The organism is Actinophytocola sp. (assembly GCF_049647105.1).
In the GTDB taxonomy this organism is placed as follows: Bacteria; Actinomycetota; Actinomycetes; order Mycobacteriales; family Pseudonocardiaceae; genus Actinophytocola.
On sequence record NZ_JBARWZ010000200.1, the window covers coordinates 1 to 14,407 of the forward strand.

Sequence of the window (14,407 nt, forward strand, 5' to 3'; positions counted from 1 at the left end):
ACCCGGCCCTGAGCCGCCGGGAGTGCCGGGCCCGCTGGGACCGGCAGGTCGCCCCGGTGCGGCCGGTGCGGCCGGCCTCGCGGGCATACCCGGTCCACCAGGAGGTTGTCCGCCAGGAGGCGGCCCAACGGGAGGCTGTCCGCCAGGAGGCGTTGCCCGCCCTGGTGTGGCGCCAGGCCCGGCCGGACCACCAGGTCCCGCCGGGCGTGCGGGGGCACCTTGTCCTCCGTGCCGACCAGCGGGGGCCCCGGACCCCGGCGGTCTCGGCGGCTGGGCCGGAGGAGGCGTGCCGCCGTTCCCGCGCCGTGGAGGAGTGCTCACCGACATCCGCTCGATCTTTCCCCTCGTCCCTGTGTGCCCACCGGACCATGATTGTGCCGTTGGTCCGGAACCGCCGTACAACCGACGCCGGTAGGGCTATCCTGCGGAACCGTACCGCGATCGGGGAGCTGCAGAGGCGGAAATGCCATCTACACCGACTACCAAGTCACAGGTTCAGGCGTATCGGTTCGTGCTGCGCAGGATGCAGTCGGCCCTGGTCCGCAAGGATTCGGTGATGTTGCACGACCCGATGAGGACGCACAGCCGTGCGACCGTCGTCGGAGTGTGCCTTGCCGCACTCGGCCTGCTCGGGTTCCTCATCTGGGGAATCCTCTCGCCGAAACCGAAGGCGCCGACCGAGGACGGCATCGTCATCGGGAAGCCGTCCGGCCAGGTCTACGTGCTCATCGCGAAGCCGGACAAGAAGCTGGTGCCCGTGTTCAACATGGCGTCGGCCCGGCTGCTGCTCATGGCGCAGCAGCAGAAGTCCTCGGAGGGCGGTGACAGCACCCAGGCCGGGAACCAGCAGGGTGCGGCCGTGCCGCAGGTCGTCGCGCCGACCGTGGTCGACGACAACGAGCTGCGGGACATCCCGAGAGGCCGCAAGGCCGGCATCGCGGACGGCCCTGACCTGCTGCCCAGCGCGGACCAGCGCATCGAGTCCCGCTGGACCGTGTGCGACAGGTACATCCTCGACAAGGACCTGCCCGACCCGGCGAAGAAGAAGGACGTCGAGACCACGGTGATCGCCGGGGTCGAGGAGCTGGGGCCGAAGCTGCAACAGGACCAGTCGCTGCTGGTGCGCGCCCCGAACGGGAAGACCTATCTCGTCTACCGCACGCCGGGCACGGCGAACCTGCCGGACACGAGCGCGGTCCGCGCCGAGGTGGACATCGAGGACGAACGGGTGAGCGCCGCGCTCGAGCTGGAGGGTGTCGAGCCGCGCAAGATCACGACCGGCATGCTCAACGCCATCCCGGAGAAGGCCGCGCTGAAGAGCCCCCCCATCGCCGACCGCGAGACCGACTCCACCGTGGACCTCGAGAACGAGGACCTGCGGAAGGTCGGGTCGGTGTTCGAGGTCGAGCGTGCCGGCGACGTGACCAGGACCTACGTGTTGCTGAAGAACGGCATCGAGGAGATCAAGCGGTCGACCGCGAACCTCATCCGGTACTACCGGAACCTGGGCGGGGAGCGGATCGCCGCGGTCAGCCCGGCGGTGATCGCGGATGACCAGAAGCTCAACGAGGTCGACGACGCGACGTTCCCCGAGCGGGACACCGAGGTGCTCGACCCGCAGAACTTCCCCGTCGCCTGCCTCGCCTGGAACTACTCCGGTGAGGGCGACAACGCCAAGGAGATCACCTCGGTGCACGTCGGTAAGCAGCTGCCGGGCATCCCGCTGGACTACAAGAACCAGCCGATGACGGTGCCGATCTCCACGCCGAGCGCCGACCACGTGCGCATCGACCACTTCTACATGCCGGCGGGCCGGGCCGCGGTCGTGCGGCAGGCGACGTCGCCGGAGGACTTCGAGCGTGGGCAGATCACGCTGATCTCCGACCGTGGCGTGAAGTACGGCGTGCCGGACCCGAACACCGCGGCCGGACTGGGTCTCGCCGACCAGAAACCGGCGCCGAGAAGCATCATCCAGCTGTTGCCCGACGGCGCGTCGCTGAGCGTCAAGGACGTGGAACAGAGCTACGACTCGACACCGGTCGGGCCGGGGCAGTACCCGTCCAAGAACCCGGAGGCGCAGGGCGGCGGCTAAGAGCCGGGGGGTAGGCGGACCAGTTCTGTTCGCAAAGTCCTGTCCCCGCGTGGCGACGTCGTTGCAAAAGCAGCCATGGAACCACGCGGGGTCACCTATCGTCGGAGGCCTGACGAAGGGTGGACTTGTGACGGGGATCAAGTTCGACGCGGCGTGGGTCGGCGGGTACGCGCAGCTCACGGGCAACAGCGCGGACGCGCTCGCCGAGGGCGTCAAGACGATGGCCATCGAGCCGCTCGACGAGGAGTCATTCGGGCAGCTCGGCCGAACCGTGCACACCACCCAGGCCTACGGCAAGGCGGCCCAGCTCCTGCGTGACCAGCTCGCGCGTGCCGTCGAGACGCTCGCGTCGGCGTCCGACGGGCTGGCGAAGGTCACCGCCGGGTACGTCGACACCGACGACGAGGGTGGCGCGACGATCCAGCGGGAGGAACGGTGAGCTACGAGGTAGTCGCCGCGCCGGACGGCAAGGACGTCGAGAACCAGATCGCCACCCAGCTGGACTACCTGTCCAAGCTCGCCCGCCACCTCGGCATCGCCGACCCGGTGGAGGAGTACTTCGCGCCGGTCGTCGGCCGGTGGAGCGACCTGCACGCCGAGGCCGACCGCTGGCGGCTCGTCGGCGAGGGCGCCGAGCAGGTGACCGAGGCGCTGAACAGGCCGCTCGGCAAGCTGGACGCCGCGTGGGACGGCGAGGCGGCGCAGTCGTTCATCGCGTACATGCAGAAGGTCGGCCTCGCAGGCAACGACCTGTCGGACGCGATGGTCGCGATGGCCGACGTGCTCGACAAGACCGCGGACGGCATCCGCGAGATCGTCGTGCAGCTGGCGAGCGTCATGGCGGAGACCGCCGAGACCGCGTCGGACGCCATGACCCTGCCGGTACAGGGCGACGACCGGACCCGCGAGTACCTCGACCTGATGCGCAGGCCGACGAAGGAGCTCTTCGAGGCGGTACGGCAGATCCTCGAGTCGTTCGTGCAGCTCTGCGAGGGCGTGGAGGGTTCGGACGCCTTCAAGGCCGTGACGATGGCGCACACGTTCCCGCAGGAGAACTGGTCGATGCCCGCGCCACCGACCGCACCGCCCCCGGCCGAGCTGCCGGACACGGGCACGGAGAAGGCGGACGCCCTCGGCGGCGGCGGTGGTGGTGCGGGAGGCGGCGGCGGAGGTGGCATCGGCGCAGGCGGCGCGTCGGCCGCGCAGCTGGGTGCGGGCAGCACCGTGGCGGGGGAGCAGATACCCCGCTCGGACGCTCCGGCAGCGGCGGCGCAGGCGGCGCCCGCGTCGGGTTCACCGAAGACCGGCGGCCGTGGCGGTATGGGCATGATGCCGATGGCACCGATGATGGGCGGCCAGGGCATGGGCGGCGACGGCGACCACAAGTCCCGCAGCCGCGTCGTGGGCAACCCACACGACATCTTCGGCAAGCCGGAGAAGGCAAGCACCCCGGTAATCGGCGGCGACGACTGACCCCGGTCGGCCTCCGCCCCCCGGTGTCCAGCTTACGGGGCAGGGGCGACAGTTCCGGCCACTGAACGCGGCCGCTGTGGACAACTCGCTGGGGTTGTGGACAACCCGCACGCCCGCCACAAAGGGGCTCCCTGCCATCCCGTCGGACTGCCCCTCCGGCGAGGAACTGCCGGAGGGGAGACCAAGCGGTGGGGTCAGCGAGCGCCCGCGGTGTCGGGGGCGATGTCCGGCCCCATGGCGATCAGCACGGTGATGACGACGAGCCAGGTCAGTACGAACGACAGCATCCAGAACCGCGGGTTGGTGAGCAGCCTCGACATGGGGGAACCTCCCTCGACACATGAACGGTGAGCGCTGGTGTGGCTGGGTGCGACCCAGCTACAGCCATCGGTTCCTGCGGAAGATGCGGTAGAGGATGAAGCAGGTGGCCACGATCACGCACATGATGAGCGGGTAGCCGAACCGCCAGTGCAGCTCCGGCATGTAGTCGAAGTTCATGCCGTACACGCCGACGCCCATGGTCGGCACCGCGATGATCGCCGCCCACGCGGTGATCTTGCGCATGTCCGTGTTCTGCTGCAGCGAGATCTTCGCGAGCGTCGCGTCGACCAGCGTGGTCAGCAGCTCGTCGAAGCTCGCGACCCGCTCGGACACGGTCGTGAGGTGGTCGTCGACGTCGCGGAAGTAGGACCGGACCTGCTCCGGCACGAGCGGGGTGTAGCCCTCCGCGAGGCGCCGCAGCGGCACCGCGAGCGGCATGACGGCCCGCCGCAGCTCGAGGATCTCCCGCTTCATCAGGTACATCTGCTCGGCGCCGATGGGGCTGCGGGGCGCGAACACGCTGGCCTCGATGACGTCGATGTCGTTCTCGAACGACTCGCTGACCACGAGATAGGAGTCGACGATCCGGTCGGCGATCGCGTGCAGCACCGCGGCGGGGCCGATGTTCAGCCGGTCCGGCGCCGCCTCCAGCTCCTCCCGCAGCTGCTGCAGGCCGGAGTGCTTGCCGTGGCGCACGGTCACGATGAACTGCTTGCCGAGGAACGCCATGATCTCGCCGGTCTCGACGATCTCGTTGGCCGTCGTCGGTGACTCGTGCTCGATGTACCGGACGGTCTTGAGCACCATGAACAGCGTCTCGTCGTACCGGTCCAGCTTGGGCCGCTGGTGCGCGGTGACCGCGTCCTCCACCGCCAGCTCGTGCAGCCCGAACACCTCGGCGATGCCCTGTAGCTCGTCCTCGCCCGGCTCGTACAGCCCGATCCACACGAAACCGTCACGCCTGCGCCGGACCTCGTTGATCGCGGCCACCGGCGACCACGAGCCGGGCAGCCGCAGCCCGTCGATGTACACACCGCAGTCGACGACGTGCGCCTGCTCCTCGGCTGGCACGGGATGCTGAGGGCGCCGGTTGTTCCGGCCCCGCAGGTTTCCGAGCGAGGGGATGGCGGGCATGGGGACCTCCAGCTGGACAGACAGGACGGCACGCGCCACGAAGGCGCCGGAGCGTCCGGCCGGATCCAGCGGGAACCTGCAGCGTTAGCTGGTGACCCCTCCGGCGGGAACGCGGGTACTACTGCGACTTGTCACGCCGGAATGGTTATGCGGGTCGCTCACGCGTCCTCACCTCCTCGGGTCATGGTGGTGCGGGCTCACTCACACACCAGTTGTCGAGGGTACTCCACCTGACAGACTGCCTGCGTCCGGTCACGACAGGGAGGTTCGCCGTGCAGTTCGGTCGGTACTACGAGGAGTTCGAGGTCGGGGCCGTCTACAAGCACTGGCCCGGCAAGACCGTGACCGAGTACGACGATCACCTGTTCTGCCTGCTCACGATGAACCACCATCCGCTCCACCTGGACGCGAACTACGCCGAGAACACCACCGACTTCGGCAAGAACGTGGTGGTGGGCAACTACATCTACTCGCTGCTGCTCGGCATGTCCGTGCCAGACGTCTCCGGCAAGGCGATAGCGAACCTCGAGATCGAGTCGCTGCGGCACGTGAAGCCGACCTTCCACGGCGACACCATCTACGGCGAGACCGAGGTGCTGGACAAGACGCCGTCGAAGTCCAAGGACGACCGGGGCGTCGTCCATGTGGAGACCCGCGGGTACAAGCAGGACGGCACCGTGGTCTGCGTCTTCCGGCGCAAGGTGATGGTCCCGAAGCGCTCGTACGGCGACGCACGGGGAGGCGAACAGCCCGGCCGGCCCGAGCCTGCGGCAGACTGATGGCATGAGTGCCGCGCTGGATGAGGTCCGGGATCGGTTGCGGCGGTTCGCCGACGAAGCAGCGGAAGTCTCGCCCCTCTACAGCCAGCTGGCCGCGCACGCGGCGGATGACGACGACGTCGCGGGCCTGCTGACGAACGCGACGTCGCCCGATCCGGCGTTGTTGCTGGCCGCGGTCCAGCGCGTGCTGCAGGCGGAGCCGTTCCACGAGCTGACGAACTACTACCCGGCGCTCGGCGGTTCCTACGGACCCGACCCGAGCCTGTGGCCGATGTTCCGGACGTTCGTGCTGGACCGGGCCGACCGGATCCGCGTGCTGGTGGCGAACCGCGTGCCCCGCGGCAACGAGGTCGGCAGGGCCGCCCTGTTCTACCCGGCCGTCGCGTACGCGGCGCGGCAGGCGGGCAGCGGGCCGGTCGGGCTGCTCGAGGTGGGCGCCTGCGCCGGTCTGCTGCTGGGCATCGACCTCTACTCCTACCGGTACCAGTCGGAGCAGTCCGGCCAGATCGTGGCAGGGCCGGGGCGGGCCGCGCTCGGGCTGCACTGCGCGCTGAAGCTCGAACCGGGGGAGAAGGGCCCGACGATCCCGAAGCGGCTCCTGGTGTCGTCGAAGGTGGGGCTCGACCCCGATCCGGTGGACCTCGACGACGAGGACGAGTACGCGTGGCTGGAGGCGTGCGTCTGGCCGGACCAGCCGGACCGGCTGCGGCAACTGGGCGCCGCGGCCACCGCACGCAGGAAGAAGGCCCCGACCCTGGTCGCGGGCGACCCGATATCGGACCTCGCGGACGCGGCGGGCCGGATTCCTCTCGAATTACCAGTGATCGTGCTCACCAGCAACGCACTGCGATCATTTTCGGCCGAACGGGTGACGGAGTTCCGTGCGGCGGTCGCTGAACTGGCGGCCACGCGGTCAATGCTCTGGGTGAGCCTCGAGGCGTACGCCGTCGGCCTGTGCCCTGACCGGCCCGACCTGGACACCGGCCAGGCGGTCCTGGCGGTCACGCGGTGGGACGGCGGCGAGGAGCGGACCACGGCCCTGGCGCAGACCTCGTGGCACGGCGAACGCATGCACTGGCTGGCGTGAGCGCCTACCGGCGGGGGAGCACCTGCCAGGCGGTCAGGGTCGCCGCCAGCTCGGCGACCAGCAGGCCGTCCCGGTCAAGGCCGGTGAATGTGACGAGGTCCACCCACGCCGCATCGGATGCGTCGTCACCTGCGGAAAGTCGCCCGCCGACGACCTGTGCGACGTAGTCGAAGATCATGAAGTGACCCGTTGGGGCGGGTCGCGATACGCTCCCGACCAAGGATCCGGCCAGCACCTCCAGGCCGGTTTCCTCGCGGAGTTCGCGGGCGAGCGCGTAAGCGTCGCTCTCCCCGGGCTCCACGCGGCCACCGGGGAGCGACCACTGCCCACGGCCGGGGTCGTTGGCCCGCTGAACCAGCAGCAGACGCCCGTCCGCGTCGTGCACGACCGCGCCGACACACCGGATCATCGGATCGTCGGAGTCGTTCATGAACACTAAGCGTAGCCGCTGGGCAGCGAGTTACCCGACCCTTGCCCCAAGAGCAGTACTAGCCTCCCGCTCGGCCGCACAGTGCTGTAAAACGGTTTTCAAGAACCAAGTCAGCAACCCACCCCAAGGACACGGAGTAACACCCGGTGAAAGCCAAGAAGGTCCTGATTATCACTGGCGCGGCGTTGTTGGTGTTCTTCCTCGTCACCCAGCCAGTCCAGTCGGCGGCACTCGTGACGTCCATCCTGAACACCCTGAAGGACGCGGCAGAAGCGGTGATCACGTTCGTACGCTCGGTTTTCCAGACCTGATCCGAGTACCGTCGAACCATGTTCGCCCCACGGGATTCAGACGAGTACCTGCTTGACTCTGAACGCCGGGTCATCCGGGTGCGCCTGCACTGGGCGTGCCTCGCCTGGGACATCTTCGAGACGATCGCGTTGCTCGCGGTCGCGGTGATGCTGTCCTACCTGCTGCCGCCGTCGATGTGGCTCGTTCAGAACGTTCTGTGGTACGCGGCGCTGTTCGTACTGCTCCGCTTCGCCTACCAGGTCGTCACCTGGTGGGTGGAGCGGATCGTGGTGACCGACAAACGCATGATGATGACGACCGGCATCATCACCACCAAGGTGCTGATGATGCCGATCGGCAAGGTCACCGACCTCACCTACGAACGACCGCTCATGGGCCGGATCCTCGGCTACGGCACGATGATCGTCGAGTCGGCGGGTCAGATCCAGGCACTGAACCGCCTCGAGTACCTGCCCAAGGCCGAGCAGGTCTACGACGCGATCTCGGAACTGGTCTTCGGCGACAAGGAAGCTCAGCAGGCCCGCTTCTCGATGATCCGGGCGCAACGCCTGGCCAGGCGGAAGCCGATGGTGGGTTAGAGCGTTCAATAGGGGTGTGAGGATTGATCTGCACACCCACTCGACGGCGTCGGACGGCACCGACACCCCGGCGCAGCTGGTCGCGAACGCGGCTGCTGTCGGGTTGACGGCACTGGCCATCACCGACCACGACACCACGGCCGGGTGGGAAGAGGCGCACGGCGCACTCCCACCCGGCCTGCGTCTTGTCCGCGGCGCCGAGCTTTCCTGCGTGAGCCCGGACGGGCGGGGCGGTCACTGCACCGTGCACCTGCTCGCCTACCTCTTCGACCCGGCTGCCGAGGCGGTCGTCCGCGAGTACGCCAGGGCCCGGGCCGAGCGGCGGGAGCGGCTGGCCAGGATCGCCGACCTGATGGCGGCGGACGGGTTTCCTGTCGATGCCGCCTCGCTGATGGCGGCGGTGCCGGAGTCGGCCACCGCCGGGCGGCCGCATCTGGCGATGGCGTTGATGCGGGCCGGGGTCGTGTCGTCGGTCGACGAGGCGTTTTCCCGTTTTCTCAACGATCGGGGGCGGTACTACCTGCCCAGTTCCCGGACGCCCATCGAGGAGTCGATCGAGATGATCGAGCGGGCGGGCGGGGTGACCGTGCTGGCGCATGCCTTCGCCGCGCACCGAGGGCCGACCGTGACCGCTGAGGTGATCAAGGAGCTGGCCGGTGTCGGCCTGGGTGGGGTCGAGGTCGACCATCCCGACCATGACGACGACGCGCGCAAGCGCTTGCGTCGGCTCGCTGACGAGATGGACCTGATCGTCACCGGGTCCAGCGACTACCACGGGACCAACAAGGTGATCCGGCTCGGCCAGGAGACCACCGCGCCGGAGATGCTGGACGAGATCGGCAGGCAGGCCACCGGCGTGCCGATCGTGTCCGGGTGAGTGGTTCGGGATTCGCGGTGCTTCCCGTCGCGGCGGGGTGCGCGAACGTCCTTTGTGGGCATGGCAGGCTGGCGCGATGCTGTTCGATGCCCGTTTGTTCGCCGAGGCGACGATCACCCTTGTCGTGATCATGGATCCGCCTGGGACCGTCCCTGTCTTTCTCAGTCTGGTGGGCAGGAAGCCGCTGGCGGCGCGGGTGCGGGCGGCGCGGCAGGCGGTGCTCGTCTCGCTCGCGGTGATCAGCCTGTTCGCGGTCGGCGGGGAGGCGATCCTTTCCTATCTCGGCATCGGGATTCCCGCTGTTCAGGGTGCGGGTGGGTTGCTGCTGCTGCTGATCGCGCTCGATCTGCTTACCGGGCGGGACACGACACAGCCTCAGGAAGTCGACGATGTCAACGTCGCGCTTGTGCCGCTTGGTACTCCGCTGCTCGCCGGGCCCGGTGCGATCGCGGCGACGATCGTGTTCGTGCGGCATGCGGACGGGCAGGTCGGGTCCTATCTGGCGTTGGCGCTCGCCATTGTCGCCGTGCACCTGATTCTCTGGCTGTGCCTGCGCTTCTCCGGTCTGCTGATCCGCGTCATCAAGGACAGCGGTATCACGCTTCTCGCGAAGATCGCCGGTCTTCTTCTCGCCGCGATCGCGGTCCAGCTCATCGCGGATTCCGTGCTGGGGTTCGTGAGCGGCGCGTAATTCCGCCCGGGGGTCTGGGGGTCGCTCCCCAGAGGTTTTCTGTCGGTGGTGTCCTCTAGCGTGGCACCGTGCAACTCGGGTTCGACGCAATGCCGCGCAGGCTCATCAAGGTCACCCCGTCCAGGCTCGCCTCCTGGGTCGACTGTCCGCGCCGTTTTCGCATGGCCTACCTCGACCGGCCGACGCCGCCGAGGGGTGGGGCGTGGGCGCACAGCACCCTGGGTGCGGTGGTGCACAACGCTTTGCGCGCGTTCTTCGACCTGCCCGTCGCCAGGAGGACGCCGGAGGCCGCGGTCGCTCTCGTCGGGCAGCACTGGAGTGACGAAGGGTTCGCCGGGCCCGCGCAGGCCGCCGAGTACCGGACGCGTGCGGCCGGCTGGGTTTCCGACTATGTGGCGGAGAACGACGTCTCGATCGACCCCGTCGGGCTGGAGCGGTGGGTGTCCGCACCCGTCGGCACGATCGTCGCCGAGGGGCGGGTCGACCGGATCGACGAGCGGGACGGCGAGGTCGTCATCATCGACTACAAGACCGGGCGGTCCGCGCTGACCACCGACGACGCGCGGTCGTCGCAGGCGCTGGCGCTGTACGTGCTTGCCGCGCGGCGCACGTTGCGCAGGCCGTGCACCCGCGTCGAGCTGCACCACCTGCCGACCGGCACGGTCGCCGCGTGGGAGCACACCGAGGAGTCCCTCACCCGGCACCGCACGCGGGCCGAGGAGGCGGCGGAGGAGTTCCACCTCGCCACCGACACCCTCAAGGCGGGCGGCGACCAGGACGTGCTGTTCCCGGCGCAGGTCGGCCGTCAGTGCACGTGGTGTGACTTCCGCCGCAGCTGCCCGGAGGGCCAGGCGGCGGGGCCGCAGGCGGAGCCCTGGGCGATGCTGGCGCCGTGAGTTAGGCTCCCCCGGACTTGTGGAGGTCCTGTGGACTACTCGAACGCGACCACGGCGGAACTGCCGGTGACCCCACGGTTCGACCCGCCGCCACGGCACCGAGGTGGACCGTGGCGTGAGCTGTCCGGCGCCCTGGCGATGGGCATGTCGGTGCTCGCCGTGGTGGTCGTCGTGTTCCAGGTGCTCGCGTTCATCCGGGGCATGCCGGGGCCCGGCGCGCTGACCGTGTTCGGTCACATCGCCGCCGCCGCGCTCGCCGTGTTCGTCCAGCGGTTCGCCGACCGGCTCACCGGGTGGGCGGCCGCGTTGTCCGTACTGGGTGTGGTCGCCGTGGCAGGAACCACCCTCTGGCTGTTCTGGTGGGCTTGAGCCAGCGAGTCCGCCTCCCCGAGCCTTCTACTCCGGCCACACCAGGTCGATGAACTCCCGGACCGTCTCGTCTACCGCCTCCCGGTCTCCGGTCGCGAGCAGGTCCAGCAGCGCGCCCCGGATGAACGCCAGCGCCATCCGCGCCCTCGGCAGTGACAGGCCCGCGAACCGCGACTCGTCCGCCAGCCACGACGTGACGATGCCGTCCAGCACCGGCGCCACCGACTCCTGACCCGCCAGCGCCGCCCCGTACAGCTCGAAGAACAGTCGCTCGTACGGGGCCAGCGCCGGGTCACTCAACCGCAGCCAGAACTCCGTCGCCTGCTCGCGCGGCGACCTGTCCTGCAACGACGCCAGCGCCGCCATGGTCCGTTCCTCCACCGCGCGCACGACCTCGACGAGCAGCGCGTCCCGCGTGCCGAAGTGGTAGATCAGCATGCGGTGGCTCGTGCCCGCGCCCGCCGCGATCTGGCGCAGGCTGCGGTCGCCGACGCCCGCGTCAGCAAGGTAGGTGAGCACGCGCTCGAGAAGGTCCGCTCGCGACATGTACCAAATGGTACAGTCGCGGGCATGAGGCACGAGGTGACCACCACCATCGACGCGCCGGCCGACCTCGTCTGGCGCACGGTCAAGGACGTCGAGAAGTGGCCGGCGTGGACGCCGACGATGACCGAGATCCGCCTGGAGGGCGACGACCTGCGTGTCGGCAGTGTCGTCGGGGTCCGGCAGCCGAAGCAGCCCGCCAGGAGCTGGACCGTCACGGAGCTGACCGACGGTCGGTCGTTCACCTGGACCAGCACGGGCCGAGGGCTGCGCATGTCCGCCGACCACGTCGTGACCGAGGAGGGCGGCCGCACCACGGTGCTGCTCACGTTCAGCCTGGCCGGGCCGATGGCATCGTTCACGAGCCTGCTCGCGGGCAAGGTCATCCGTCAGGCGGTCGCCACCGAGGCCGCGTCGCTCAAGGCGTGGTGCGAACGTAGCTGAGGGTCCTCAGGCGGCGGCCAGCCAGGAACGCCAGGTCGGGAGCAGCGTGGCGAGCAGCTCCTCCGGGTTCTCGGTGTTCGGCGAGTGGCGGGCCGAGGGGACCACGGCGAAGTCCGCGTCCAGGCGGTCGGCCATGTCCCGCTGCGCCGACACCGGCCATGCGTCGTCGAGCTCGCCGCAGCACACCAGGCACGGCGTACCGGCCGTGTTGAGCACCCTGGCGAGCGAGCTGACCAGGTCCGGTTCGACGCGCAGCGCGCGGGCCTTGCCCAGCAGGGCGGCCGGGTGCGAGCGCAGGAACCGTTCGCGGAACAACGCCGTCAGCTCCGGTGTCCTGCCCGGCTGGGGCGGGGCCATCGCGTCGAGCTGCTCGCGCAGTTTGTAGGCGGCCTCGATGCCGTCCTTGCGCATGGCGGGCTCGCCGAAGTCCAGAATCTGGCGGCGCACGCCCTCCGGCAGCTCCGACGGACCGGTGTCCATCAGCGTCAGGCCCACGATCGGGGCACCCGCGAGGACGGCGGCACGCGCGACCAGGCCACCGTAGGAGTGGCCGAGCAGCACGACCGGTCCGCCGTCGGCGGCGAGTTTGCCGATCAGCTCGGCGATGACACCGCCGAGCGCGGCAGGCTGGTAGGCCGCCTCGTCATCGGGGCCATCGGACTCGAACTGGCCGGGCAGGTCGATGGCGACGGCCTCGAAGCCCGCGGCCGCGATCGGGTCGAGCATCGGCGCGAAATCTTCCTTCGACCCGGTGTAGCCGGGCAGCAGCAAGGCGGTCGGCCGGGGGTCCTTCGCGTCGACCGCGCGCCTGCGCAGCGCGGCGAGGCGGCCGTACCGGCCATGCAGATCAACTCGCTCCGCCCCGTGCGGGGTCAACTGCGACGGAATGTTCACCCTTCCGAGTGTGCCTCAAGCACCCTCGTGAACGCGTGGAGCCGGACCCGCGGTTCGCTCACATCGTCAAACTTCAGCGAAGCGCCACCAGGGTGTCACCACGCTGCTCGAACACCATCGGGCCAAGCGCCGACATGGTGATCTCGCCGTCGTAGCCGCCGCGGTCGAGCGGGGTGGTGGCCGTGACCTCGCCGGTCGCCGGGTTGAGCACCTGGATACCGTCGGTGACCGGGACCAGGATCTTGCCCGCGAACGCGGTGCCGGGCCCCATGGCGTTCTCGACGGTCCACAGCGGGCGCAGGTCGTCCATCGACAGCGCGATCGTGCGGGAGCCGGTGTACCAGTAGACCGCGCCGGTCACCCGGTTCACCGACATGGTGTGGCCCTCCGGGTCGTCGCGCAGGTCGTCGTCGGCCAGCTCGAGCGGGTACGAGCGGACCTGGCGGCCCTTCTCGTCCAGCAGGATCAGCCGGTTCGGGTCGGGCAGCGCGACCGCCGTGCACATCTGCACGTCGTCCGGGTGCTCCGCGTCGAGCCTGCACTGGTCGCTCATCGCGACGACCTTGGCGCCGTCGCCGACCACGACACTGGCCACGACCACCGGCTTCTCGGAGTCGTCCTCGCCGGTCGGCTTGTAGACGGTGAGCCGGTCGCCGGGGTCGGCCGGGCAGCGCTCGATGACCGCGATCTTGCCGGTGACCACGGCGACCGTGCCGTACTCGCAGCCGTTCCTCGGCTGCTTGTCCGGATTCTGGAGCGCCCCGATCCGGCCGTACTCCATGGTCTGCACCAGGTCGGACCGCCACGTGGTGAGCAGGGTCCTGCCGGTGGTGGTGACGTACGTGCCGTCGGACAGCAGGCGGGTGCCGAGCTGCGCGTCGGAGTTGCGGGTGCCGAGGTACGGGCTGTCCCGCTGCTCGTCGGGCCTGGCGGGGCGGCCGCGTTGCCCGGTCTCCGGCCACAGCGCCGTGACCTCGCTGCAGCCGCCCTCCTTGCGCGGGTCGTCGTCGCGCAGCAGGTTGTCCTTCTTGGCGTACACGGCGAGCGCCAGCTGCCACGCCGACGACACCGTGCACAACGGCATGTCGCGGGTGTAGCGCCAGCGGACGTCGCCGGTCAGCGGGTCATGGCCGGCGACCTCGCCGCCGTTGCCCGTCACCACGGCAGGCCCGACCGTCACCGGCTCCGGCGTCGCGGGTGACTTCGCCCGCCACACCTCGGCGAGCGACGGCGGGAACACCGTCGGCCGCGCGGGGGAGGGCATGGGGCTCGCGGCGGTCTCGGACGTGGTCGCGCGAAGGTCGCTGGACTGCCACAACAGCAGCCCACCGACCAGCGCGGCCACCACGATGACCGCGGCGACGAGGACATCCCGCTTGCGGTGGAACCGGGTGCGTTCCCAGCGCTCGACGGGTTCGTCCTGCCCGTCGAGCACGTCCTCGTCGCCAATCATGGTGATCCAGTGTTCCACGTCTGACAGATCGTCG

19 protein-coding genes are annotated in these 14,407 nt (G+C 69.6%); 12 read left to right on the plus strand and 7 right to left on the minus strand.

Annotated features, from left to right (window positions below):
- Window positions 1-218: hypothetical protein (locus WBA97_RS23540; RefSeq protein WP_424233067.1), on the minus strand; the 218-nt coding region annotated here is incomplete at its 3' end.
- Between the two features lie 245 nt (window positions 219-463).
- Here WBA97_RS23540 and eccB point away from each other — a divergent pair.
- The 3 genes from eccB (at window position 464) to WBA97_RS23555 (ending at window position 3,565) form a co-directional block, all read left to right on the plus strand.
- Window positions 464-2,092 carry a type VII secretion protein EccB gene (gene eccB, locus WBA97_RS23545; protein ID WP_424233068.1) on the plus strand — a complete coding sequence of 543 codons (1,629 nt, stop codon included), beginning with the start codon at window positions 464-466 and terminating at the stop codon, window positions 2,090-2,092.
- 127 nt (window positions 2,093-2,219) lie between these two features.
- Window positions 2,220-2,531 carry a hypothetical protein gene (locus WBA97_RS23550; RefSeq protein ID WP_424233069.1) on the plus strand — a complete coding sequence of 104 codons (312 nt, stop codon included), beginning with the start codon at window positions 2,220-2,222 and terminating at the stop codon, window positions 2,529-2,531.
- Window positions 2,528-3,565, plus strand: a complete 1,038-nt coding sequence (locus tag WBA97_RS23555; protein WP_424233070.1) for a WXG100 family type VII secretion target — start codon at window positions 2,528-2,530, stop codon at window positions 3,563-3,565. The genes WBA97_RS23550 and WBA97_RS23555 overlap by 4 nt, the downstream gene beginning before the upstream one ends.
- A gap of 194 nt (window positions 3,566-3,759) precedes the next feature.
- Here WBA97_RS23555 and WBA97_RS23560 read toward each other — a convergent pair whose 3' ends face one another.
- Together WBA97_RS23560 and corA are read right to left on the minus strand one after the other, a co-directional pair.
- Entirely contained in the window at window positions 3,760-3,885 is a 126-nt protein-coding gene (locus WBA97_RS23560; RefSeq protein ID WP_424233071.1) for a hypothetical protein, read from the minus strand.
- A gap of 58 nt (window positions 3,886-3,943) precedes the next feature.
- Window positions 3,944-5,020 carry a magnesium/cobalt transporter CorA gene (gene corA / locus WBA97_RS23565; RefSeq protein ID WP_424233072.1) on the minus strand — a complete coding sequence of 359 codons (1,077 nt, stop codon included), beginning with the start codon at window positions 5,018-5,020 and terminating at the stop codon, window positions 3,944-3,946.
- Between the two features lie 272 nt (window positions 5,021-5,292).
- On the opposite strand from corA, the gene WBA97_RS23570 reads away from it, so the two are divergent.
- Together WBA97_RS23570 and WBA97_RS23575 are read left to right on the plus strand one after the other, a co-directional pair.
- The gene (locus tag WBA97_RS23570; RefSeq protein WP_424233073.1) at window positions 5,293-5,799 is read left to right on the plus strand and encodes a MaoC family dehydratase; all 507 of its coding nucleotides are present in this window, start codon (window positions 5,293-5,295) and stop codon (window positions 5,797-5,799) included.
- Window positions 5,800-5,803: 4 nt separating this feature from the next.
- Window positions 5,804-6,886 (plus strand): DUF2332 domain-containing protein, encoded by a 1,083-nt coding sequence (locus tag WBA97_RS23575; RefSeq protein WP_424233074.1) that lies wholly within the window; start codon window positions 5,804-5,806, stop codon window positions 6,884-6,886.
- Between the two features lie 4 nt (window positions 6,887-6,890).
- Here WBA97_RS23575 and WBA97_RS23580 read toward each other — a convergent pair whose 3' ends face one another.
- Window positions 6,891-7,316, minus strand: a complete 426-nt coding sequence (locus WBA97_RS23580) for an NUDIX hydrolase (protein ID WP_424233075.1) — start codon at window positions 7,314-7,316, stop codon at window positions 6,891-6,893.
- A gap of 146 nt (window positions 7,317-7,462) precedes the next feature.
- On the opposite strand from WBA97_RS23580, the gene WBA97_RS23585 reads away from it, so the two are divergent.
- From WBA97_RS23585 to WBA97_RS23610, 6 genes are all read left to right on the plus strand, one after another.
- Complete coding sequence (locus WBA97_RS23585) at window positions 7,463-7,627, plus strand: hypothetical protein (protein ID WP_424233076.1); 165 nt, start codon at window positions 7,463-7,465, stop codon at window positions 7,625-7,627.
- 18 nt (window positions 7,628-7,645) lie between these two features.
- Window positions 7,646-8,206, plus strand: coding sequence for a PH domain-containing protein (locus tag WBA97_RS23590; RefSeq protein ID WP_424233077.1), 561 nt, complete (start codon window positions 7,646-7,648; stop codon window positions 8,204-8,206).
- 16 nt (window positions 8,207-8,222) lie between these two features.
- A complete protein-coding gene (locus WBA97_RS23595) occupies window positions 8,223-9,083 on the plus strand; it encodes a PHP domain-containing protein (RefSeq protein ID WP_424233078.1) in 861 nt (286 codons plus the stop codon).
- Window positions 9,084-9,159: 76 nt separating this feature from the next.
- Window positions 9,160-9,774 carry a MarC family protein gene (locus WBA97_RS23600; protein WP_424233079.1) on the plus strand — a complete coding sequence of 205 codons (615 nt, stop codon included), beginning with the start codon at window positions 9,160-9,162 and terminating at the stop codon, window positions 9,772-9,774.
- 89 nt (window positions 9,775-9,863) lie between these two features.
- Window positions 9,864-10,670, plus strand: coding sequence for a RecB family exonuclease (locus tag WBA97_RS23605; protein WP_424233095.1), 807 nt, complete (start codon window positions 9,864-9,866; stop codon window positions 10,668-10,670).
- Between the two features lie 30 nt (window positions 10,671-10,700).
- Entirely contained in the window at window positions 10,701-11,039 is a 339-nt protein-coding gene (locus tag WBA97_RS23610; protein WP_424233080.1) for a hypothetical protein, read from the plus strand.
- A 27-nt stretch (window positions 11,040-11,066) separates the two neighbouring features.
- On the opposite strand, the gene WBA97_RS23615 is transcribed toward WBA97_RS23610, so the two are convergent.
- Complete coding sequence (locus tag WBA97_RS23615) at window positions 11,067-11,585, minus strand: TetR family transcriptional regulator (RefSeq protein ID WP_424233081.1); 519 nt, start codon at window positions 11,583-11,585, stop codon at window positions 11,067-11,069.
- A 24-nt stretch (window positions 11,586-11,609) separates the two neighbouring features.
- Between WBA97_RS23615 and WBA97_RS23620 the strand changes: the two genes are divergently transcribed.
- The gene (locus tag WBA97_RS23620) at window positions 11,610-12,026 is read left to right on the plus strand and encodes an SRPBCC family protein (RefSeq protein ID WP_424233082.1); all 417 of its coding nucleotides are present in this window, start codon (window positions 11,610-11,612) and stop codon (window positions 12,024-12,026) included.
- A gap of 6 nt (window positions 12,027-12,032) precedes the next feature.
- Here WBA97_RS23620 and WBA97_RS23625 read toward each other — a convergent pair whose 3' ends face one another.
- Entirely contained in the window at window positions 12,033-12,914 is an 882-nt protein-coding gene (locus WBA97_RS23625) for an alpha/beta fold hydrolase (protein WP_424233096.1), read from the minus strand.
- 79 nt (window positions 12,915-12,993) lie between these two features.
- On the minus strand, window positions 12,994-14,373 hold the full coding sequence (locus WBA97_RS23630; protein ID WP_424233083.1) for a hypothetical protein: 1,380 nt from the start codon (window positions 14,371-14,373) through the stop codon (window positions 12,994-12,996).
- Between the last annotated feature and the right edge of the window lie 34 nt (window positions 14,374-14,407).

Bases quoted from the DNA above. Each gene is read 5' to 3' on its own strand.
- eccB (WP_424233068.1), top strand. From the start codon at position 464: ATGCCATCTACACCGACTACCAAGTCACAGGTTCAGGCGTATCGGTTC.
- WBA97_RS23560 (WP_424233071.1), bottom strand. From the start codon at position 3,885: ATGTCGAGGCTGCTCACCAACCCGCGGTTCTGGATGCTGTCGTTCGTA.
- corA (WP_424233072.1), bottom strand. From the start codon at position 5,020: ATGCCCGCCATCCCCTCGCTCGGAAACCTGCGGGGCCGGAACAACCGG.
- WBA97_RS23575 (WP_424233074.1), top strand. From the start codon at position 5,804: ATGAGTGCCGCGCTGGATGAGGTCCGGGATCGGTTGCGGCGGTTCGCC.
- WBA97_RS23580 (WP_424233075.1), bottom strand. From the start codon at position 7,316: ATGAACGACTCCGACGATCCGATGATCCGGTGTGTCGGCGCGGTCGTG.
- WBA97_RS23590 (WP_424233077.1), top strand. From the start codon at position 7,646: ATGTTCGCCCCACGGGATTCAGACGAGTACCTGCTTGACTCTGAACGC.
- WBA97_RS23600 (WP_424233079.1), top strand. From the start codon at position 9,160: ATGCTGTTCGATGCCCGTTTGTTCGCCGAGGCGACGATCACCCTTGTC.
- WBA97_RS23605 (WP_424233095.1), top strand. From the start codon at position 9,864: ATGCCGCGCAGGCTCATCAAGGTCACCCCGTCCAGGCTCGCCTCCTGG.
- WBA97_RS23615 (WP_424233081.1), bottom strand. From the start codon at position 11,585: ATGTCGCGAGCGGACCTTCTCGAGCGCGTGCTCACCTACCTTGCTGAC.
- WBA97_RS23620 (WP_424233082.1), top strand. From the start codon at position 11,610: ATGAGGCACGAGGTGACCACCACCATCGACGCGCCGGCCGACCTCGTC.
- WBA97_RS23630 (WP_424233083.1), bottom strand. From the start codon at position 14,373: ATGATTGGCGACGAGGACGTGCTCGACGGGCAGGACGAACCCGTCGAG.